Origin of the sequence: Mycobacterium parmense (assembly GCF_010730575.1) — a bacterium.
Lineage (GTDB): Bacteria > Actinomycetota > Actinomycetes > Mycobacteriales > Mycobacteriaceae > Mycobacterium > Mycobacterium parmense.
Genome location: NZ_AP022614.1, coordinates 346,860 through 366,904, shown reverse-complemented (window position 1 = coordinate 366,904; position 20,045 = coordinate 346,860). Strand labels below are relative to the sequence as shown.

At 67.3% G+C, this 20,045-nt stretch carries 19 protein-coding genes; 9 read left to right on the top strand and 10 right to left on the bottom strand.

All coding sequences use genetic code 11. The annotated features are described in order from the left end of the window. The first annotated feature begins 22 nt into the window (after positions 1 to 22). Positions 23 to 1,168, top strand: coding sequence for a thiolase family protein (locus tag G6N48_RS01680; RefSeq protein WP_085268904.1), 1,146 nt, complete (start codon positions 23 to 25; stop codon positions 1,166 to 1,168). Between the two features lie 16 nt (positions 1,169 to 1,184). Here the strand turns inward: G6N48_RS01680 and G6N48_RS01675 are convergent, their stop codons facing one another. The 7 genes from G6N48_RS01675 to G6N48_RS01645 all read right to left on the bottom strand — a co-directional run bounded on the left by G6N48_RS01675 (position 1,185) and on the right by G6N48_RS01645 (position 8,484). Further along, the gene (locus G6N48_RS01675) at positions 1,185 to 2,384 is read right to left on the bottom strand and encodes an acyl-CoA dehydrogenase family protein (RefSeq protein WP_085268905.1); all 1,200 of its coding nucleotides are present in this window, start codon (positions 2,382 to 2,384) and stop codon (positions 1,185 to 1,187) included. Then, positions 2,385 to 3,431 carry an acyl-CoA dehydrogenase family protein gene (locus G6N48_RS01670; RefSeq protein ID WP_085268906.1) on the bottom strand — a complete coding sequence of 349 codons (1,047 nt, stop codon included), beginning with the start codon at positions 3,429 to 3,431 and terminating at the stop codon, positions 2,385 to 2,387. Between the two features lie 2 nt (positions 3,432 to 3,433). After that, positions 3,434 to 4,264 (bottom strand): amidohydrolase family protein, encoded by an 831-nt coding sequence (locus G6N48_RS01665; RefSeq protein ID WP_085268907.1) that lies wholly within the window; start codon positions 4,262 to 4,264, stop codon positions 3,434 to 3,436. Continuing rightward, on the bottom strand, positions 4,261 to 5,910 hold the full coding sequence (locus G6N48_RS01660) for an acyl-CoA synthetase (protein ID WP_085268908.1): 1,650 nt from the start codon (positions 5,908 to 5,910) through the stop codon (positions 4,261 to 4,263). The genes G6N48_RS01665 and G6N48_RS01660 overlap by 4 nt, the downstream gene beginning before the upstream one ends. Before the next feature lie 22 nt (positions 5,911 to 5,932). Then, positions 5,933 to 7,135: an amidohydrolase family protein gene (locus tag G6N48_RS01655; RefSeq protein ID WP_085269039.1), complete on the bottom strand. Its 1,203-nt coding sequence runs from the start codon at positions 7,133 to 7,135 to the stop codon at positions 5,933 to 5,935. A gap of 30 nt (positions 7,136 to 7,165) precedes the next feature. Further along, positions 7,166 to 8,044 carry an enoyl-CoA hydratase gene (locus tag G6N48_RS01650; protein ID WP_085268909.1) on the bottom strand — a complete coding sequence of 293 codons (879 nt, stop codon included), beginning with the start codon at positions 8,042 to 8,044 and terminating at the stop codon, positions 7,166 to 7,168. Positions 8,045 to 8,211: 167 nt separating this feature from the next. Continuing rightward, positions 8,212 to 8,484 carry a GlsB/YeaQ/YmgE family stress response membrane protein gene (locus tag G6N48_RS01645; protein ID WP_085268910.1) on the bottom strand — a complete coding sequence of 91 codons (273 nt, stop codon included), beginning with the start codon at positions 8,482 to 8,484 and terminating at the stop codon, positions 8,212 to 8,214. A gap of 294 nt (positions 8,485 to 8,778) precedes the next feature. Here G6N48_RS01645 and mbp1 point away from each other — a divergent pair, with 294 nt between their 5' ends. Continuing rightward, entirely contained in the window at positions 8,779 to 9,015 is a 237-nt protein-coding gene (gene mbp1 / locus G6N48_RS01640; RefSeq protein ID WP_085268911.1) for a microaggregate-binding protein 1, read from the top strand. Between the two features lie 71 nt (positions 9,016 to 9,086). On the opposite strand, the gene G6N48_RS01635 is transcribed toward mbp1, so the two are convergent. Continuing rightward, positions 9,087 to 10,127 (bottom strand): dihydrodipicolinate synthase family protein, encoded by a 1,041-nt coding sequence (locus G6N48_RS01635; RefSeq protein ID WP_085268912.1) that lies wholly within the window; start codon positions 10,125 to 10,127, stop codon positions 9,087 to 9,089. Between the two features lie 341 nt (positions 10,128 to 10,468). Between G6N48_RS01635 and G6N48_RS01630 the strand changes: the two genes are divergently transcribed. Then, positions 10,469 to 11,281 carry a TetR/AcrR family transcriptional regulator gene (locus G6N48_RS01630; RefSeq protein ID WP_085268913.1) on the top strand — a complete coding sequence of 271 codons (813 nt, stop codon included), beginning with the start codon at positions 10,469 to 10,471 and terminating at the stop codon, positions 11,279 to 11,281. A 20-nt stretch (positions 11,282 to 11,301) separates the two neighbouring features. On the opposite strand, the gene G6N48_RS01625 is transcribed toward G6N48_RS01630, so the two are convergent. Both G6N48_RS01625 and G6N48_RS01620 read right to left on the bottom strand, forming a co-directional pair. Next, a complete protein-coding gene (locus tag G6N48_RS01625; RefSeq protein WP_085268914.1) occupies positions 11,302 to 12,192 on the bottom strand; it encodes an enoyl-CoA hydratase/isomerase family protein in 891 nt (296 codons plus the stop codon). Continuing rightward, positions 12,189 to 12,875 carry a hotdog family protein gene (locus G6N48_RS01620; RefSeq protein WP_085268915.1) on the bottom strand — a complete coding sequence of 229 codons (687 nt, stop codon included), beginning with the start codon at positions 12,873 to 12,875 and terminating at the stop codon, positions 12,189 to 12,191. Before G6N48_RS01620 ends, G6N48_RS01625 begins: the two co-directional genes overlap by 4 nt. 93 nt (positions 12,876 to 12,968) lie before the next feature. On the opposite strand from G6N48_RS01620, the gene G6N48_RS01615 reads away from it, so the two are divergent. Genes G6N48_RS01615 through G6N48_RS01590 form a run of 6 tightly spaced genes read left to right on the top strand, consistent with a single transcriptional unit; the run spans position 12,969 to position 20,028 of the window. Beyond that, positions 12,969 to 13,820 (top strand): enoyl-CoA hydratase/isomerase family protein, encoded by an 852-nt coding sequence (locus tag G6N48_RS01615; RefSeq protein WP_276080261.1) that lies wholly within the window; start codon positions 12,969 to 12,971, stop codon positions 13,818 to 13,820. A 25-nt stretch (positions 13,821 to 13,845) separates the two neighbouring features. Then, the gene (locus G6N48_RS01610) at positions 13,846 to 14,658 is read left to right on the top strand and encodes an enoyl-CoA hydratase/isomerase family protein (protein WP_085269040.1); all 813 of its coding nucleotides are present in this window, start codon (positions 13,846 to 13,848) and stop codon (positions 14,656 to 14,658) included. Further along, positions 14,649 to 15,464 (top strand): enoyl-CoA hydratase/isomerase family protein, encoded by an 816-nt coding sequence (locus tag G6N48_RS01605; RefSeq protein ID WP_085268917.1) that lies wholly within the window; start codon positions 14,649 to 14,651, stop codon positions 15,462 to 15,464. The genes G6N48_RS01610 and G6N48_RS01605 overlap by 10 nt, the downstream gene beginning before the upstream one ends. Continuing rightward, positions 15,464 to 16,933: a class I adenylate-forming enzyme family protein gene (locus G6N48_RS01600; protein ID WP_085268918.1), complete on the top strand. Its 1,470-nt coding sequence runs from the start codon at positions 15,464 to 15,466 to the stop codon at positions 16,931 to 16,933. The genes G6N48_RS01605 and G6N48_RS01600 overlap by 1 nt, the downstream gene beginning before the upstream one ends. Beyond that, positions 16,923 to 18,500: a class I adenylate-forming enzyme family protein gene (locus G6N48_RS01595; protein WP_085268919.1), complete on the top strand. Its 1,578-nt coding sequence runs from the start codon at positions 16,923 to 16,925 to the stop codon at positions 18,498 to 18,500. The genes G6N48_RS01600 and G6N48_RS01595 overlap by 11 nt, the downstream gene beginning before the upstream one ends. Then, on the top strand, positions 18,493 to 20,028 hold the full coding sequence (locus G6N48_RS01590; RefSeq protein ID WP_085268920.1) for a class I adenylate-forming enzyme family protein: 1,536 nt from the start codon (positions 18,493 to 18,495) through the stop codon (positions 20,026 to 20,028). Before G6N48_RS01595 ends, G6N48_RS01590 begins: the two co-directional genes overlap by 8 nt. The last annotated feature ends 17 nt before the right edge of the window (positions 20,029 to 20,045 follow it).

Below are 20,045 nucleotides of genomic sequence, written 5' to 3'. Positions count from 1 at the left end.
CCTGTGAGGGAGAGCGACGCCCATGAACGACGTCGCCATCATCGGGGTGGGGCTGCACCCGTTCGGCCGGTTCGAAGGCAAGTCGGCGATGGCGATGGGCGCCGAAGCAATCCAGCTCGCGGTCGCCGACGCCGGCATCAGCTGGAAGGACATCCAAGCCGCCACGGGCGGCAGCTGGACGGTGGCCAATCCCGACGCGATCGTCGCCATGGTGGGGTTGTCGGGCATCCCGTTCACCAACGTGTTCAACGCGTGCGCGACGGCGGCCAGCGCCGCCAAAGCCTGCGCCGACGGCATCCGGCTGGGCGACTACGACATCGGGATAGCCGTGGGCCTGGACAAGCATCCGCGCGGCGCCTTCACCGAGGATCCCGCGCTGGTGGGAATGCCGCGCTGGTACGCCGAGAACGGGCAATATCTCACGACGAAGTTCTTCGGCATGAAGGCCAACCGTTACCTGCACGACCACGGCATCTCCCAGCGGACGCTCGCCAAGGTGGCGGCGAAGAACTTCCGCAATGGCGCGCTGAACCCGAACGCTTTTCGGCGCAAGCCGATGGCCGAAGAGGACATCCTCAACTCGGCGATGCTGAATTACCCACTCACCCAATACATGTTCTGCGCGCCCGACGAGGGCGCGGCGGCGGTGGTGATGTGCAGGGGCGACATCGCCCACCGCTACACGTCCAGGCCGATCTACCTGCGGGCCGTGGAGGTCCGCACCCGGCGCTACGGCGCCTACGAGGTCAACACCACCTTCGCGCCGGTCGACGAGGATGTCGCGCCGACGGTATACGCCGCGCGTTCGGCATTCGAAAGGGCAGGCGTCTCACCGCACGACGTCGACGTGATCCAGCTGCAGGACACCGACGCCGGCGCCGAGATCATCCACATGGCCGAGTGCGGCTTCTGTCCCGACGGCGACCAGGAGAAGCTGCTGGCCGACGGCGCCACCGAGATCGGCGGCCCGATGCCGGTCAACACCGACGGCGGCCTCATCGCCAACGGCGAGCCCATCGGGGCGTCCGGCCTGCGTCAGATCCACGAACTGGTGCGGCAACTGCGCGGCGAGGCCGGCGATCGTCAGGTGCCGGGCGAGCCACGCGTCGGGTTCGCACAGCTCTACGGTGCGCCGGGCACGGCCGCGGCGACGATCCTGACGACCTGAGCGCGCGGCTGAGGCGTCAGGGCGTCTTCGTCAGCGGCGGTGAGTAGTTGGGCTTACCCAGACCGAGCGCATACTGCGCGATCATGTTGCGGAACACTTCCAGGGTGCCGCCGTAGATTCCGACCAGCGGCGCGAAACGGAACGAGTATTCCGAGGCGCCGTCGTCGGCCGCACCGTCGGTGCCGAGCGGCAGCGCGGACGCCGTGCCCAGGATATCCATCAATTCCGGCGAGATGTCGCGCATCGTCTGGGCGAGGGCGACCCGCCCGAAGATGCCGGGGGCGCTCAGCGCCGCTTCCATCCGGGCGGCACTGCGTCCCAACCGGTAGGCCACCGACGCGTCGTCGATCAGCCTGACGCCGTTGTGATTCCGCTCTGTCGCCTTGCCCGCCGCCTTGTCCAGCGCGTCGGCCATGAAACCGGCCTGGTGCATCATGATCGACACGTCCTGCAGCCCGTCAGGGGCGGCCGCCACCGCGCCGTGCTCGGTGTTGAGGGGCTCGCGCAGCACCGTCCACCCGGCATTGACATCGCCCAGCCGATATTTGTCGTCCACCCGCACGTCGCTGTAGTACACGATGTTGGTGCGGTCGCCGTCGACGGTACGGATGCCCTGGATCTCGATCCCGGGTGAGTCCAAGGGGACCAGGAACATCGTCAGGCTCTTGTGCTTCGGCGCCCCTGGGTCCGTGTTGGTGATCAGAAAGACGTACTGGCAGTTGTGTGCCCCGGTGGTGAACATTTTCGAGCCGTTGACGACCCAGCTCGATCCGTCCGCCTCCCGCACCGCGCGGGTCTTGCAGGTGGCGATGTCCGAGCCGCCCTCTGGCTCGGTGTAGCCCAGGCACAGCCGGACATGTCCGCTGAAGACGCCCGGCATCACCTCGTCCCGCAGTTCCGGCGATCCGAACCTCGCCACCGAGCGGGCCACCATGGCGGTGGTACCCCAGGTCACCCAGGGAACATGTGCGCGCCGCTTCTCCAGCTCCCAGATCCGACGGCGCACCCGGCTGAAGCCACCCTCGGACTCGGACTTCCACTCGCGCTCCAGATAGCCGGCGGCGCCCAGCGCCAGGTGCACCCCTTCGTCGAAGTTGTCGCCGGTCTCACGGTCGCGGCGCTTGACCTCATCCGTGACATGCGTGCGCAGGAACTCGCGGGCCTCCTGCAGGAAAGCGTGGTCGTCACCGGACAGGGTGACTTGCGAGAAATCCACTCAAGCGCCCCTTCCACTTTCGCGCGCGGCGACCAGCCCGCCGATGTATTTGGCGCTGGCGCCGGGGTCCCCCCCGGCCAGAGCCCAACCACGCGCTCGCACAAGATACGCCGTCGCGGCCGCCTCCGACGAAACACCAAGACCGCCTTGCACATGCACCGCCATGGTCGCGGCCTTCGCCGCCTCCTCCGCCATGAACACGAAGGCCGAGGGCGCCAGCTCCGGGCGCTCGTCGGGCTCGTTGTCCAAGAACCACGCCGCACGCCGCGCCAGGTTGCGGCCTCCCTGCACCGTGATCGCGATGTTGGCCAGCGGATGCGAGATGCCCTGCAGCGTCGAGATCGGCACGCCCAGCGTGTAACGGGTCTTGGCGAACTCGGCCGCGATCGTCATGGCCTCCTCCACCAGACCCACCAGCGCCGACGCGGTCAGCACCCGCCACTCGTCCAGCGCCCGTTGATATTGCGCCAAGGCATCGGCTCCACTTGCCAGCACGACGCGACTGTCGGCGGCGGCGGGGTCCACCCACGCCATCGGCAGCCTGCCGATGTTGTCGACCTTCGTCGGGCGGGTGTCGAAGGTCAGCCGCACCACATCGGCGCCGTCACGGACGGTGATCTGATCGGCGATCGACCCCGCGGGAACAAGCCGCGTCCCGGATACGCTGTCGTGCTGGGGGTCGAGCGCCGCGAGCCGCTTGCCATGCACCACATCGGGTTCCGACGAGCCGAGCCGGGACAACAGCCGCGCCGCGCAGACCTGGTCGATCCACGGCACCGGCGCGAGCGAGCGCCCGATCTCCTCGGCCACCAGCGTCAGGTCGACCAGTGTGGCCCCGTCCCCGCCCGCCGATTCCGGCAGCGCCATCGTCGTGGCTCCCATGGCGCACAGGCGCTCCCATAGGTTCTTGTCGAAACCGGTTTCCTCTGCCGCTCGCACGGTCTCGATCGGGCAATGCGTCTTGAAGAAGTCGCGATAGGCGGCCTGTAAGGCCTCGTGATCCGGAGTGAGGCTGTAGTCGAGCCTGCGCAGTTCGTAGCGGTCCATGCTCAGCGTTCCTCCTGGCCACCGAAGAAGAATTCGTTTGCGTTGTTGTAGAGATAGTTTTCGAGCACGCCGGCGGGCAGGTCCAGTCCCGCGGCTTCGGGCACGACGCGGCGCATCTTCAACACCGGCCAGTCGGACGCGAAGATCACCTTGTCGGGTCCGCGGGTTCGCATGTAGTGCAGCAGGCTTTCCGGCAACCGCTTCGGCGACCACGCCGACGTCATCAGGCGCAGGTTGGCGTACTTGATCAACAGCCTTACCGCGACGTCCCACCAGGGGTCCGCGCCGTGGATCATGCATAGCTTCAGTTCGGGGAAGCGCACGCAGACCCGGTCGAGGTGGATCGGGTTCTGTACCTCCCCGGGGATCGGCGGTCCGGGAATGCCGGTGTTGACACACAGCGGCAGCTCCAGCTCGGCGCATTTGGTGTAGAGCGGGTAGTAGACGGCGTCGCTCGGCGGGTATTGGCCATCGCCCCAAAAGCTCGGCCCCACAGCCGCATACGCAACGGGGAGGTCCTTGACGGCGGCGCTGAGTTCGCGCAGCGACGGCATCGGACGCAGCAGGTCCACACCGCCGATCGCCAACGCGAAGCGCTCCGGCTTCTCCTCGACGAACTTGCGCGCGGTCATCGACGGCTTGGCGAGGTTGTCCATCAGGATGGCCCTGCGCACGTCGTGGGCGTCCATCTCGTCGAGCAGCTCCGACAGGTCGACCGGCGCGAACATCGACTCGGGACCCTTGAAGTAGTCGTCACGCACCTTGAGCATCCACGTCGGCTGCTTGTCGGTTTCGCCGAAGTGCACGTTGACCAGGCAATCGATTGCTTTCATGTCGACATCGGCGCCTTCGCTGTGGCTTGTCTGGAGGCTTCGCTTTTCGCCCAACGGTAGTCGGCCTTGCCGTTGCCCAGACGGTGGACGTGGTCGACGAAGATGAACTCCTTGGGCGCCTTGAACCGTGCCAGTCGCGACGTGCACAGCGCGCGGAACTCCTCGGGGGTAGCGGTGTCGGCTTCGGGGTGACCGTGCCGGAGTTCGACCAGGGCGACAAGCTCTTCGCCCCACCGCTCACTCGGGCGGCCGACCACCAGCGCATCGGCGATGACCGGGTGCGCGCGCAGCACCTCCTCGACCTCCTCGACGAACACCTTCTCGCCGCCGGTGTTGACCACCAGCGAATCTCGGCCGAACAGCCGCAACGTGCCGTCCTCGTCCAGTCCGGCACGGTCGCCCGAGATCACCACCCGCTTGCCGTCGATCTCCGGGAAGGTCTTGCGCGTGGCGTCGCGATCGTCCAAGTAGCCCAACGGGATTCGCCCCTCTCGGGCCACCCATCCCACCTCGCGCTCGCCGGGGGCCAGGAAGTGGCTGTAGTCCTCGGAGAGCACCAGTCCCCCGTCGCGCAGGGTGAACGTGTCGCTGCGGGTGCCCCGACGACTGTGCCCGAACCCCATGTTCCCGGTTTCCGACGAGCCGTAGCCGTTGATGAGGGTGATCTGCGGCAGCAGTTCCAGCAGGGCACGCTGATACTTCGGATTCGTCGCGGCGCCGCCGGTGCCGATAGCGTACAGCGACGACAGATCGTATCGGCCGCGCTGCAATTCCTCTACCAACGGCGCGGCGTACGCGTCGCCGACCATCGTCATCAGGCCGACCTTCTCGCGCTGCGCCGTCTCCCACACCGACCGGGGCTCGAGCTTTTTGCCGGTGTCATAGAGCACCACGGTGGTGCCCGCCATGATCGCCGAGAACGCGGTCCACATGCCGGCCGCGTGCATCAGCGGCGAGACGGCGAACCATGGGGCCCCGGAGTTGCCGCGGACCTTGTCGTGGATCTCCGAGGCGGAGGCGTGGTCCGCGCCCACCATCGACGACACGTAGATGTCGGACTGTCGCCACAGCACACCCTTGGGCCGCCCGGTCGTCCCGCCGGTGCAGATCATCAGCAGGTCGTCCGGGGAGGCCGCCACGTTCCGGTCGGAACTCCCCTCCGCCAGTGCATCATCGAGTGACACCGCACCCGGCAGGTCCGGGGCCGCGCTGTCATCGTCGACCGCCAGCAACACCTCGGCGCGGTCACGGGTGAGCACATCGGCGAACTTCGCGCCCAACGCCCGGTGGTAGATGACCGCCCGCGGCGTGACATAGTCGAGGAGTTCACCGACCTCGCGCGGCGTGTAGTGATAGTTGATGTTGACCGGCACGGTCCGGGCCTTCAGACAGCCGATGACCATGTCGGGATAGAGATCGTTGTGCATCAACAGCGCGACACGGTCCTGCCCGCACTCCCAATTCTGCAGCGCCGCGCGCTCTTGGTAGGCTCCCAACCCCCTGCCGGACAGGAAGTTCGCGACGCGCCGGGTGCGTTCTGCCGATTCGGCGAAGGTGCTGCGGCGGCCGCCGCACACGGTCATCGTCCGGTCCGGGATGACGTCGGCGATGGCGTCGAGAACCGCGCCTATGGTCCATTCGCTCACTGGCGCAACCCAGCCCGGATAATCAAGCGGCCGACCCAACCTGGACGCCCAGCAGGTCAAGGGCGTTGTCGCGCATCACTTTCCGGATGTCGGCTTCGCTGAAGCCGCTGAGCTCCTCGGTGAACGACACGGGCGACTCCAGGCCCTCGCCGTGCGGCCAGTCCGATCCGAACAGAATCTTCTCGACGCCGATCACTGCGGCCAGCTCGGGCAGGTCGTCCTCGTAGTACGGGGCGATCCACACGTGGTTGCGTAACTGCTCCACCGGGTCCTCGGGGAAATGGCGCGGATAGGTGTTGGCCACCTTCTTGAGGCGCTTGACCAGGCGGTGCACGAAGTAGGAACCGTTTTCGATGCTGACCGCCTTGAGTTTCGGGTGACGGGTGAAGACACCGTGCACGATCATCGAGGCCATCGTGTCGTGGATGGCGCGGTCGTCGAGAAGCACCTGATCCAATGGATCCTTTTCCCCGAAACCTTCGAAGGTCGCCTTGCCGCCCCACTGCGCGGCAATGTGCAGATAGCCGCTGTCGCTGAGATGGAAGCCCACCGGCACCCCCGCCTCGGCCAGCCTGGCCCACACCGGGTCGTGACTGGGATCGCCCAGCGACCTCGGCTTGACGACGCCGGGCACCGGCGCAGGCCGCACCAACACCAGCTTGGCGCCGCGGCCCAGCACGAACTCGACCTCGTCGACCGCCTTCGCCGGATCGGCCAGCGAGACGATCGGCGCCGCGATGATTCGGTGATCGGGCCGGTCGAAGCCCCAGTCCTCGTCGAGCCACAGGTTGAATGCGTGCACCGACGCCATCGTCGCGTCGATGTCGTGCTTGAGCGCCTCTTCGACGCCGCATCCGAAGGTCGGCAACATGAAGACGGTCTCGATGTCCTGGGTGTCCATCACCTCGATCCGCGCGTCACGGTTCTGGTATTCGGGGTGGCCGGCCAGCCGCTCGACCTTCATCAGCGAGGCCGGGTCGACGCCTTCGGGGATCTCGCCGCGGAACAACAGGTCCAGGCACCCGGGCACGATGATCGGGTCGAAGGTGGGGTTGGGGATGAAGTGGTTGACCCGGTCCCCGATCACCGCCCAGGTCCGCTTCCCGTCGCTGAGCATCTGCACGCCGCGCCGCCTGAACTTCTTGTCCAGGTGGCGGGTGAAGGCGTCCAGCGGTTCGTAGTAATGGTTGTCGACGTCAATCGCCTTATAGCCCAAACCGGCCATGGTCATCCTTTCCGGTGCCACCGGCGAACGCTAAGCGTCGGTGGAAGTCAGCGCGGGACTCGAACTAACTGGAGGCTGGGAAGGTAGCGCCGGAAATTGCGGCGGCCGCTTCTCGAGGAAACTGGTGATCCCCTCAACCACATCCGGCCGCGGCATCGCCTCGCGCAGCAGCACCTCGGCGCGTGACGTCGCATCGGCGACGTCGCGCGCGGCGTCTCCGTACACCTGTTGCTTGATAACCGCCATCGAGGCCGGTGAGCAGTTCCGGGCGATGTCCTCGGCGTAGTCCAGGGCACGCCTCATCACGTCCTGCGGCGCCACAACCTCTTTGACGAGGCCGAGCTGGGCAGCCTCCTCGGCGAGAAAGGTGCGGCCGCTCAACAACAAATCGAGCGCGACGCCCCAGGTGGTCAAGCGCGGAAGTATCCACGAGATGCCGAACTCAGCGATCAGGCCGCGGCGCGCGAACACCGCGGCGAATTTCGCGCCGGAGGCCGCGAACCGGACGTCGCACATGAGCGCCTGGGTCAATCCGATGCCGACGCAGGCACCGTTGATGGCCGCGACCACCGGCTTGCGCAGTTGCGTCACGAAATGCGGGGGGCGCTCCCCGACCAGGTCCGCCAGGTCGGTTTGACCGGCCTTCTCCATCTTTTCGTCGTAGGTGGCCGCCGAACTCGGCGGCCCGAGGTAGGCGCCCGCGCAGAAGCCCCGTCCCCGGCCCGTCAACACGATGACCCGGATGGCGGGGTCTTCCTCGGCACGGTCGACCGCGGCATAGAACCCGGCGGCGATGTCGGGCCCCCACGCGTTGAGGCGCTCCGGGCGATTGAAACTGATGATCGCGACGCCGGTCGCCGTCACCTCGTACAGCACCGCATCGTCGGAAGCACCGTCGCTGGCGGACATACGCCCCGCCACCTCCCTCACGCCCGTCCGAGGAGAATCAGCCTCTTAGTACGCATACTGTATACCTATCGGTACTGCATTCCACAACTGCCGTCACGGGCGGGGGAACGGTGGTGGAACAGCGAATTTCGGGGCGCTGGGCGCAGCGCAGCGGGCGGTTCGGTCTCCTACCGCGACGCCCGGCCGCGGGTGATCAGTTTGACGATCGCCAGGAGGATGACCGCGCCGAGCAGACATGTCAGAAACGAGAACAGCAACCCGCCGCCGGCCACCTCGACGCCCAGGCCCCGGAGCAGGAAGCCGCCGATCAGTCCGCCGAGGATTCCGACGACGATGTTGAGGACCACGCCCATCTGCGCGTCGGTTCCCATGATCTTGCTGCCGATCCAGCCGGCAAGGCCGCCGATGACGATCCATCCGATGACGCCGAGTGTGAGCATGCTCGTCCTTTCGATCACTTCGATCACTGCGGCTCCCGGTCAGGCCGCTTTCCAGCCGAGCAAGCGGGCCGCCGCCTGCGTCCGGTATGCCCCCGCTGAGATGCGGATAATCCTTTGATCCGCTCAGCGAAGCTAAGCCCGCGCCGACTCATTCGCCGTGTTTACGAGCCGGGGCAGCGGCGTTCAGCGAACGGCCTGTGGCGAGCGACACGTCGCGATCGCGTTTCTTTCGCCGCGTGGATCGGGAACCCATTACAGCACGCACCCAGTAGGAGCCAGTAGGAGGAGAAAGCGATGGTTGACATCCCGAGCGGAGTGGCCGAAGCCGTCAAGGGCGTCGTCGAAGAGGTCAAGGGCCGCGTCAAAGAGGTCATCGGCACGGTAACGGGCCGCAACGACCTGGTCAACGAGGGCAAGGCCCAGCAGGACAAGGCGGACGCCCAGCGCAGCGCCGCGAAGAAGGAAGCCGAGGCCGAGAAGGCTCGCGGCAAAGCCAAGGTCGAGGAGGCTCGCCAGAAGGCCGAGCAGTAACGACTCCGATCCCAGCGAGGGCCCGGTCACCGTGGGTGGCCGGGCCTTCTGCCGTTGTCCGCAACCCTGCCTTACGCCTGTGGCACAACGAGTTCGGTGGGGCGCCTCGCATCGATCAGGCCGAGGCGGAGGTAGGCCTCTTCGATCTGGGCCTTGGCCTCGGGCGGCAATAGCGCTTGGGGAGGCCGGGAATCGGGGTGGTCGCCCACCGGCAGACCGAGCAGCGACGCGGCGTACTTGAACGCACCACCCCAGTGGGTGAAGTAATCGGATCGTCCCGGATAGCAGGTCCACCACGACCCGATGTCCAGGTCGAACTGGTCCAGGCCGGAATGGCGCGCGTATTCCATGGCCTCGACGAGCTTGCCGTCGTACACCAGATCCCAGTACTCGGAGAACAGTCGCCGCTGCGGAGTCTCGAACAGGTAACCGGATGTGCCCAGCTGAGCCGGGCAGACGATCCCGTCACGCAGCCATCCGGCGCGATACACCGTCTTGTCGCATTCCCAGATCACCAGATCGGGCGCGAGCCGGTGCAGCAACCGGCTGCTGCCGGGCCTGAACGCACCCTCCTTGGTGGCGCACACCGCGGGCACCTCGTCGTAGATGCGCGCGCCCTCGGCCGGCGTCAGCACATATCCCGACGAGGGCGAGTTGAACATGCCCAGGGCGAGGTCCGTGCGGGAGGCGACATAGGCGAAGAAGCGCAGCACGCCTTCGCCCCCGTGGGCCTCCATCATGGGCGTCTGGATATAGGCGATGTCGGCGCCGGCCTGCTGGGCGTGCAGGGTCAGGTCCACGCAGTCCTTGGCCGAGGTGGCCGCCGTGCATGCTTGTATCACCACGTCCGGATCGGCGCGGCGGCCCTCCTCGATCGCGACCTCCAGCAACCGCTTTCGCTCGTCGAGCGTCAACGACCAGAACTCGGCGATGCCGCTGGTGCACCACAACATCTGGTGTCCGAGGGCGCCGACGCAGTACCGCACCAAACTCCGGTAGGCGTCCCAGTCGATGTCGTCCCCGTCGCGGCCGCAGAAGGGGGTGTAGAGGGAATCGCCGATTCCCCGCAGTGCCTCGCGTGCCCACGCACGCGCCTCGCCGGCCGTGGCCATGGCTCACTCCTTCTGTCGCCCAGGGATTTTCATCGATCTGCTCAGGTGACGTCCGAACCACCGTCGAATTGACGGTGGCTGCGGCCCAGCACCGCCACGGAATTCGCCGGCCCTGGGTCCATGGCGTGGCCCCTGACCCGGCCGGCGAGTCGCCCTCACGGCCGATTACGTCATCATCACCCGTTCGGCTTCGGTTACCACAAAGCCTACGATAGGTATTACAGTAGCAGAAGAAAAGCGCACGACAGCCGCCCGGAATGACTGCCTGACCGACCGATCGGATGGCCACCGGTAAGCTTGATGGTCACCGCCGAACGACCGCGCACACAGGACAGATCTTGATGGAGGTGCCCGTAGTGGCAAAGCAGGCGACCGCCGACAAGCGTCAACGACGCGAACGCGGTTCCATCAATCCTGACGACATCATCAGCGGCGCTTTCGAACTCGCCGAGCAGGTCTCGATCGACAACCTGAGCATGCCGCTGCTCGGCAAGCATCTCGGCGTCGGCGTCACCAGCATCTACTGGTACTTCCGCAAGAAGGACGATCTGCTGAACGCGATGACCGACCGGGCGTTGAGCAAATATGTGTTCGCCACCCCCTACGTCGAAGCCAGCGACTGGCGGGAGACGCTGCGCAACCACGCGCGCCTGATGCGTAAGACGTTCATGGGCAATCCGATTCTGTGTGACCTGATCCTGATTCGCGCGGCTCTGAGCCCCAAGGCCGCGCGCATGGGCGCTCAGGAGATGGAGCGCGCGATCGCCAACCTGGTGGAGGCCGGCCTGTCTCCGGAGGACGCCTTCGATACGTATTCCGCGGTTTCGGTTCACGTACGCGGTTCAGTGGTGCTGCAACGGCTTTACGAGAAGAACCAATCGTCGGACGTCGGGCCCCGCGCCATCGAGGACGCCGTCGCCATCGATCCCGAGATGACTCCGCTGCTGGCGCAAGTGACGGGGATTGGTCACCGGATCGGGGCGCCCGACGAGACCAACTTCGAGTACGGCCTCACCTGCATCCTCGACCACGCCGGCCGGCTGATCGAGCAAGGCGCGGAGGCCAAGGGCGACAAGGCGACACCGTCGCGGCAGAGCAAGGCGGTCAAATCATCCGGTCAGCGCGCGCGGACCGGGACCACGGTCACCCGCTGACCGGCATCGCGAACATCTTGTCACGCGTCGGGATCCGGCACGTGAAAGTGCGCGTCGCGTAGCCGAAACGCTTCCTTGGTGCCGTGCTGAGCGCGCGCTTTGACGAAGTTGAACTCCCCCGGCCCGAACTGCAAGTTGGTGCCGAACGCGTGGAACAGATAGCTCGCGACTTCTTCACCGTTATACGCCTGGGTTTGTTCAACGAGGCGGAAGGCCTCCTTGGCGATCACCACCCCGTCGGCCGGCATCTTGGCCGCCTTCTCGGCCCAGTATCGAGCGCGGGCGGTGACCGAGCCGGAATCGCACGTTTCGGTGAATATTCCGAGGTGTTCGAGCTCTCCCGCGTCGACGATGTCTCCGGTGAGCAGCAGCCGCCTGGCCAACACCGGTCCCAGCCGGTGGAAGAACATGTGCAGGCTGCCGAGCGCCGGCCCGAGGAAACGGGTGGCAGGCATGCCGATCCTGGTGTCGCGTGCGATCACGGAGATGTCGGTCATCAGGGCCATCTCGAAACCGCCGCCGAGGGCATATCCGGCGATCTCGCCCACCGTCACCTTCGGAAAGCCCATGAAATTGTGATAGAACCCAAACGACTTGCGGTCCACCGTAAGTCGTCGCCGCTGACTGGGCCGGCGCCTGGCCGCCGACTCATCGCGACCGCCGTCTGGCTTCTCGCCGTACCAGGCGTAGGCGTTGTTCATGTCGGCCCCGGTGCTGAAAACCCCGCCGGCGCCGCGAAGCAGCACCACGGTGAGGTCGTCGTCGTCGGCGACGCGATCCAGGCAGCGGGCGACCTCTTCGCGCATTGCGGCATCGTAGGAGTTGCGCTGTTCGGCGTTGTTGAGCGTGATCGTCGCGATGCGGCGGTCGCGGTCGGCCTCGTAGAGCACCCGATCGTCCGAGGCGGTCATGAGCCGGACCCCTTTCGTCGCCGGCCGAATTTGGTCCCGGCCAGCTTTTCCGGTGGCGAAGCCAAGGTGGTGACCTCGCCGGCGCACAGCACTTCGTCGTCGAGCAGCAATCGCGCCGTGGACGTGATGCCCCGCTCGACCTGTGACCGGGTGATGTCGAATCGTAGCTCGGTCAGCAGCGGCGTCGGACGGCGGAATTTGACCGTCAGCGATCGCGTCTTGCCGGACAGCCCCGTGCGGCAATTGTGGTGCTGGATCACGCAGTCGAAGAACACCCCGAGAAAACCGCCGTGCACCAGGCCCGGCGGTCCTTCGTAGACCAGGGGAAAGGATACGCGTCCGGTCGCCTGGTCGGGATCGAGGTCATCGAAAGAGTACTCGGGAAAGCAGGGGTTGTACGCGCCGATGTCGGTGGCGTGGTTGAGGTACACCCGCCGGGGATCGTCGTGGATCTCGCCGATTCGCGGGGCATTGTCCCGGGGGGCGGACGCTGCCAGCTCGGCCTCCCACTCGCCGAACTTGCCCAACATGGCCTCCACCGCGGGGTGGGGGTGCTCGAGGGAGAGCAACAGCGAGCTCAGGCGCCGCATCGCGCCGGCCGCGGCGACCGTTTGAGCAAGGGGCGCCTCGCCGAATCGGGCGTCACCGGTGCGTGTCGACGCGGGTGTGCCCTCGATGGCCATGCTTCCCTTCTTCGCACCGGGTCCGCCCGGCCATTTCCGTCGGTACCGTTTCCTTGCTAACTTATACAGCGTATCAATCGTATTGCCTACTGTATGGGTAACCATATCGGCGGAGAGAGGCCGGATGCGACGGTGAGTCAGGAGGCCGGCGCGGACGGCGACGGCGCGGTGACGGTGCACCGGGATGACGCGGTGCTGCGGCTCACGCTCGATCGACCCTCTCACCGAAACGCATTGACGCAATTGATGATCCGTGCCCTCGTCGACGCGCTGACAGAGGCCGCCGCCGACGACTCGCTGCGCGCGGTTCACCTCCAGGGCGCCGGCGACGACTTCTGCGCCGGCGTCGACCTGGTGGGGGCCAACAGCCGCCGCCGTCCGCGGACCGGCGATCTGACGCGACGAATCCCGCATGCCGCCCATCGCGTGATAGAGCTCGTCTCGACCATTCACCTGCCGGTGGTGTGCAGCGTGCAGGGACGGGCCGTCGGGTTCGGCTGCAACCTCGCGCTGGCGGCGGACTTCACCGTGGCCGCCGCCGATGCGGTGTTCTGGGAACCCTTCGTAGAACGTGGCTTCAGCCCGGATTCCGGGTCGACCTGGTTGGCACCCCGCCTGGTCGGCCTGGCTCGGGCCAGGAGGATGCTGTTGCTCGGCGAGAAAGTGAGTGGGATCGACGCGGCCGAGTGGGGTTTGATCCACCAGGTGGTGGGCGCCCCCGAACTGAGCGGCGCTGCCGGGAAATTGCTGGACCGGCTGTCCCACGGCCCGACGGTCGCGATCGGGCTGGCCAAGCAGGCCTTGGGTTTCGGTCAGCATGCGACACTGAGCCAGTCACTGAACCAGGAGCTGTTCAATCTGGAATTATCCTGTCGCACAGATGATTTCAAAGAAGGCATGGAGGCCTTCCGGCAACGCCGACCACCTGAATTCAATGGCCGCTGAGCGCAGCGGCGAGAAGGGAACACGGATGGCAACAGACTCGTTCGACACCATCAACTACGACGTCGACGGGCACACCGCCACCATCACGCTGAACCGCCCGGAGGCCCTGAACGCGCTCAGTCCGCACATGATCACCGAGCTTCGTGCCGCCTACGACGAAGCCGAGAATGACGACGACGTGTGGCTGACCATCGTGACCGGCACCGGACGTGCGTTCTGCACCGGGGCCGACGTCAAGGCCATTCCCGGAGACGGCAAGGTGATCTACGAGCGGCCATACCTGTCGACCTACGACCAATGGGAGGCGCCGCAGGAGGGCACTCCCCCGTTTCGCGCGGCGGCCAAGCCGATGCTGACCGCGGTCAACGGCTTGTGCTGTGGTGCCGGCATGGACTGGGTCACCACGTCGGACATCGTGATCGCCTCGGAGCAGGCCACCTTCTTCGATCCGCACGTGAGCATCGGGCTGGTGGCCGGGCGCGAGATGGTGCGGGTGTCGCGCGTGTTGCCCCGCTCCATTGCCCTGCGGATGGCTTTGATGGGCAAGCACGAGCGGATGAGCGCGGGCCGCGCCTACGAGCTCGGGCTGATAAGCGAGGTCGTCGAGCACGACCGGCTGCTCGAACGCGCCCACGAGATCGCCGGCATCGTCAACTCCAACGCGCCGTTGGCGGTCCGGGGAACCCGCCTGGCCATTCTCAAGGGCCTCAATGTGCCGCTGCACGAGGCCGAGATCATGGCCGAGACGTTCCGCGAGCGTGTCTTGCGCACCGAGGACGCGGCCGAAGGGCCCAAGGCGTTCGTCGAAAAGCGCACGCCCGATTGGCAGTGCCGGTGAGTACGGCGAACTCTTTCGAGACCATCCTGCTCGAGGTCGACGAAACCGATCATGTCGCCACGATCACGCTGAACCGGCCGGAGCAGCTCAACGCGTTCAACCGGACGATGTGCGAGGAGATGGCCCGCGCCTGGCGCACTGTCAAGCTCGACGACTCGGTGCACGCGGTGGTTCTGCGGGCCGCCGGCGCCCGCGCGTTCAGCGCCGGACTGGACATCAAAACCCCCTACGGCCAGCCCGAGAACGTGTGGAACCACGAAGATCCCGGGGAGTCGCTCAGCCCCAAGTGGCAGAAGATGTGGAAGCCCGTGGTGTGCGCGGTCCAGGGCATGTGCACCGCCGGCGCTTTCTACTTCGTCAACGAATCCGACATCGTCATCTGCGCCGACGACGCGACGTTCTTCGACTCCCACGTGTCGGCCGGTCTGGTCTGCGCGCTGGAGCCGATCGGCCTGATGAGACGCGTCGGTCTCGGGGAGGCTCTGCGCATCGCCCTGATGGGCAATGACGAGCGCGTCGGCGCGGACACCGCGCTGCGTATCGGGCTGGTGTCAGAAGTGGTGACGTCCGAGCGGCTCTGGGACCGCGCCCACGAGATCGCGGCGACCATCGCCGCCCAACCGCCGACCGCAACGCAAGGCACCGTCAAGGCGATCTGGGAATCGCTCGACAAACCCTATCGTGTGGCACTCGACCAAGGGCTGATCTACACGCGTCTCGGTAATCCGCTCGGCACAGCCGAACTCGCCGCACAGCGCCTCGAACGCACCGGAGCGCCCACCGCACCTGCACCGAAGATCCGTTGATGCACCCGCTGGCTCAACGCATCAACGACGTACTTGACCTGCGACCGGACGCGCCCGCCATCGAGTATGACGGTCAATGGTTTTCGTGGAGCGACGTCGGGGTGCTCGCGCGGCGTGTCGCCTCCCTGAGCGCCGAGCAGGGCCGCGGCACCGGAATGCTGCTGCGTAACCGGCCCGGCCACGTCGCCGCCTTCCTCGGCGTGCTGCTCGGTGGCGGAACCGTCGTCGTCATCAACCCGTCGCGCCGTGACGAGCGGATCAAAGCCGACATCGCCGCGCTACAGTTGCCGTTGGTCGTCGGCGAGTCCGAAGATCTCGCGGCGCTGGTGCCCGCAGGTTCTGCGACGCTGACGATTGCGGGTCTTCGCGACGACGTCGGCGGCCCAACGCGCCACACCAGCTGGCCCGATTCCCGGCCCGATGTGGCGGTGCGCATGCTGACCAGCGGCACGACCGGTCCACCGAAGCGAGTCGACCTGGGGTACGACATGTTGGCGCGCAGCGTCATGGGCCCCGATCCCGGGCGCGCGCCGGTGCCCGCCCAGATACGCCGCGGCGTCGCGATCGTCAACTCGCCGCTGGTCCACATCGGCGGCGTGTTCCGGGTCCTGCAATGCATCACCGAGGCGAGACCCTTTGTGCTGCTGGAGCGGTTCGAGCTCGACGCCTGGGCCGCGGCGGTACGCAAGCACCGGCCCCGTGCCGTGTCGCTGGTTCCGGCCGCCCTGCGCACGGTGCTGCACTCGGACCTGACCCGCGACGACCTCGCGGGCATCCGCGCCGTCACCTGTGGCACCGCTCCGCTGTCGGCCGACGACGCCGACGCCTTCACCGAGAAGTACGGCATCCCGGTCCTGACCTCCTACGCCGCAACCGAATTCGGTGGTGGTGTCGCCGGCTGGACACTGCCGGACCACCAAACCTACTGGCAGGCAAAACGCGGCAGCGTCGGACGGGCCAATCCCGGCGCGCAGCTTCGGGTGGTCGGCGACGACGGCACGCCACTGGGGCCCGACAACGTCGGACTGCTCGAGGTCAGGCCGGCGCAGTTGGGACCGTCGGCACCATGGATGCGAACCACGGACATGGCCCGCATGGACGCCGACGGATTCCTCTGGATCACCGGCAGAGCCGACCAGGCGATCATCCGCGGCGGGTTCAAGGTGATGCCCGACGACGTGCGCGCCGCGCTGGAAGCCCACCCGGCAGTGGCCGGCGCCGCCGTGGTCGGCCGGCCCGACACACGCCTGGGCGAGACACCCGTCGCCATGGTCGAACTACGCCGGCCCGGCTCCACCGACGCCGACAATCTCACGGCCTTCCTGCGAAACCGATTGGCGGGATACGAGATTCCCACAACCATAGCGATGGTCGACACTATCCCGCGGACGCCGTCGGGCAAGGCCGACCTCGCCGCGGTGCGGCGCTTCTTCGAGAAACCCGTTGCCCACGGCGACCATGCCCGCTGACTTCTGCACCGTCGCGCAGGCCATCCGGCACCGGGCGAGCTCGCGCGGGAAGCACCCGCTGCTGGTCTGCGACGACGAGCGCCTCAGCTACGCCGGCGCCGAGCGCCGGTCCGCCCAGCTGGCCGGCGGACTGCTCGCCCTCGGCGCCGGCAAGGGCACCCACGTGGGTCTTCTCTTCCCGAATGGCCCCGAGTTCGTCGTCGCGATGCTGGCGGCCGCACGACTCGGCGCGGTCGTCATCCCGTTCTCCACCTTCGTCACGGCCCGCGAGTTGCGCGAACAGCTCGTCGACAGCGACACCCAGATCCTGTTGAGCGCTGAGTCGTTTCGCTCCCACGACTACGCGGCGCGGATCGCACACGCGGTGCCGGACGTCGATCTGGGCTCCGACGGTCCTCTCTTCGCCACCGTTGCGCCGCAACTGCGTCACGTCGCGATCGGCGCCGGGATCGACCGTGCGTACCGGCTCGCCGACTCCGTTGACGCCGGGTTGCTCGAGGCGCTGGAAGACGACGTCGACGGCTGCGACCCGCTGGCCATCGTGTATACGTCGGGCTCCACCAGCGCCCCCAAGGGAGTCGTGCACACGCACGCCGCGCTGCTTGGGCACCAGCGCAATCTCAACCGGATCCGGGCTTTGACGCCCGACGACCGGCTGTTCTGCAATTCGCCGTTCTTCTGGATCGGCGGCTTCGCGTTCGGACTGCTGGCGACGTTGGTCGCCGGTTCGACCCTGGTGTGCTCCAACGCCACCGACGCCGGCAAGACGCTCGATCTGCTCGAGGCCGAAAGGCCCACCATCACCAATGGTTTCGTGGCCGGCATCACTCATCTGGCCGAGCACCCCAGCTTCGCGCGCCGCGACCTGTCGTCGATGCGACGGGGCAACCTGTACCCGATCATGGCGCCCGGCGTCCGGCCGGCCGACCCGCAGCTGCGCCACAACATGCTGGGCATGACCGAGGGTGGCGGCGTGGTCCTGATCGGCGACGACGAGGAAGACCAACCGGAGAAGCGTCGCGGGTCGTTCGGCAAACCGGCGCCCGGATTCCAAACCCGGATCGTCGATCCGGACACGGGAGCGCCCGTGGCCGTCGGTGACGCCGGGGAGCTGTGCATCCGGGGGCCGTTCGTCATGCAGCGCTATTACAAACGCAGCCGCGAAGAGTGCTTCGACGCCGACGGCTGGTTCCACACCGGCGATCTGGTGCGCGCCGACCGCGACGGCCTGCACTACTTCGTCGGCCGGCTGTCGTCGACCATCAAGACCGCGGGCGCCAACGTCTCGGCCGCCGAGGTCGAGGACGCGATCACGCGCGTCACGGGGGCCCAGGCATACGTGGTCGGCCTCGACGACGCCGAACGCGGGCAGTCGGTGGCCGCGGTCCTCATCGCGTCCGACGGCGCCGCACCCATCGACGAAGCGACGTTGCGGGACCGGCTCAAGACGGAGTTGTCGGCATTCAAGATCCCCAGGCGGGTTCTCACCGTCGGCCGCGCCGACATCCCGCTGCTGTCCAGCGGGAAGGTCGACACAGCACGGCTGAAGAGGCTCTTCGATGCCTGACACGATCGACCGCCTGGTGACACTGCAAGCGGCGCGGCACCATTCCAAGCCGATGGTGATCGATCCCGCGTCGCGACTCAGCTATCGTGAACTCGACTCGACCACAAGGGATCTGGCCGCCCGCTTCGTCGAGGCCGGCGTGGGCAAAGGCACCCCGGTGGGGCTGATCATGCCCAACGGCGTCCGCTGGGTCCAGGTGGCCATCGCGCTCACCCGCGTCGGCGCGGTGCTCGTCCCGCTGAGCACGCTGCTGACGGCACGCGAACTCACCGCGCAATTGCGGGCCGCGGCGGTGCGGTATCTGGTGAGCGTCGAGGAGTTCCGCGGCCATCGGTACCTGGACGAACTCGGAACCGTTCCGCAACCCGGATTGCCCGCGCTGCGCGAGGTGTGGACGGTCGACCGGCTCGACGACATGACGGGTGAGCGGGCTCGGCGGGTGGTCGGCGCGATGGCCGAGACGGTCACCGCCGCCGACCCGCTGGTGATCATGTTCACGTCGGGCAGCAGCGGTGCTCCCAAGGGAGTCCTGCACTCCCACGGCAATGCGTTGGGCGCCGTGCGGTCCGGCCTTGCGGCGCGGTGCATCACGGCCGAAACCCGCCTGTACCTTCCGATGCCGTTCTTCTGGGTAGGCGGGTTCGGCGCGGGGATACTCTCGACGCTGTTGTCGGGCGCCACCCTGGTCACCGAGCAGATCCCGAGGCCCGAAACCACACTGCGGCTGCTGGAGACGGAGCGGGTCACCCTGTTTCGCGGCTGGCCGGACCAGGCCGAGGCACTGGCGAAGCACGCGGACGCGGCCGGCGCCGACCTGACGGCGTTGCGGCCGGGGAGCCTGCCCGCCCTGCTACCGCCCGAGCATCGCGCGCAGCCCGGCGCCCGGGCCACGTTGTTCGGGATGACCGAGGCGTTCGGGCCCTACTGCGGCTATCCGGCTGACACCGACATGCCGCGCGCCGCCTGGGGAAGTTGCGGAAAGCCCTTCCCGGGCATCCAGATACGTATCGTCGACCCCGACACGGGAGACCCGGTCGCGGCGGACACCGCCGGTATGATCCAGATCCGCGGTCCGCATATCCTGCGCGGGATCTGCCGCCGCAGCCGTGAGGAAGTGTTCACCGACGACGGCTTCTACCCCACCGGCGACCTCGGACTCCTGAGCCGGGACGGGTTCCTGTTCTACCACGGCCGGTCCGACGACATGTTCAAGGTCAGCGGCGCCACCGTCTACCCGTCGGAGGTGGAGCGGGCGCTGCGAACCGTCGACGGGGTTCGGAACGCATTCGTGACCGACGTGCCCGGCGCCGCGGGGACGCGGGTGGGCGCGGCGGTCGTGGCCGGCGAAGGCCTCACCGAGGAGCAGCTGAGGCGCCGTGCCCGAACGTCTCTCAGCGCGTTCAAGGTGCCGACGGTCTGGTTGTTGCTGACCACTGACGACGACGTCCCGCGCGGCGGCACCGGCAAGGTCGACACCCGCCGACTGCGCGAGATGCTGACCGACGCCGACCGGCGCGCGTCGCCGTAGGCGACCACACGACCACG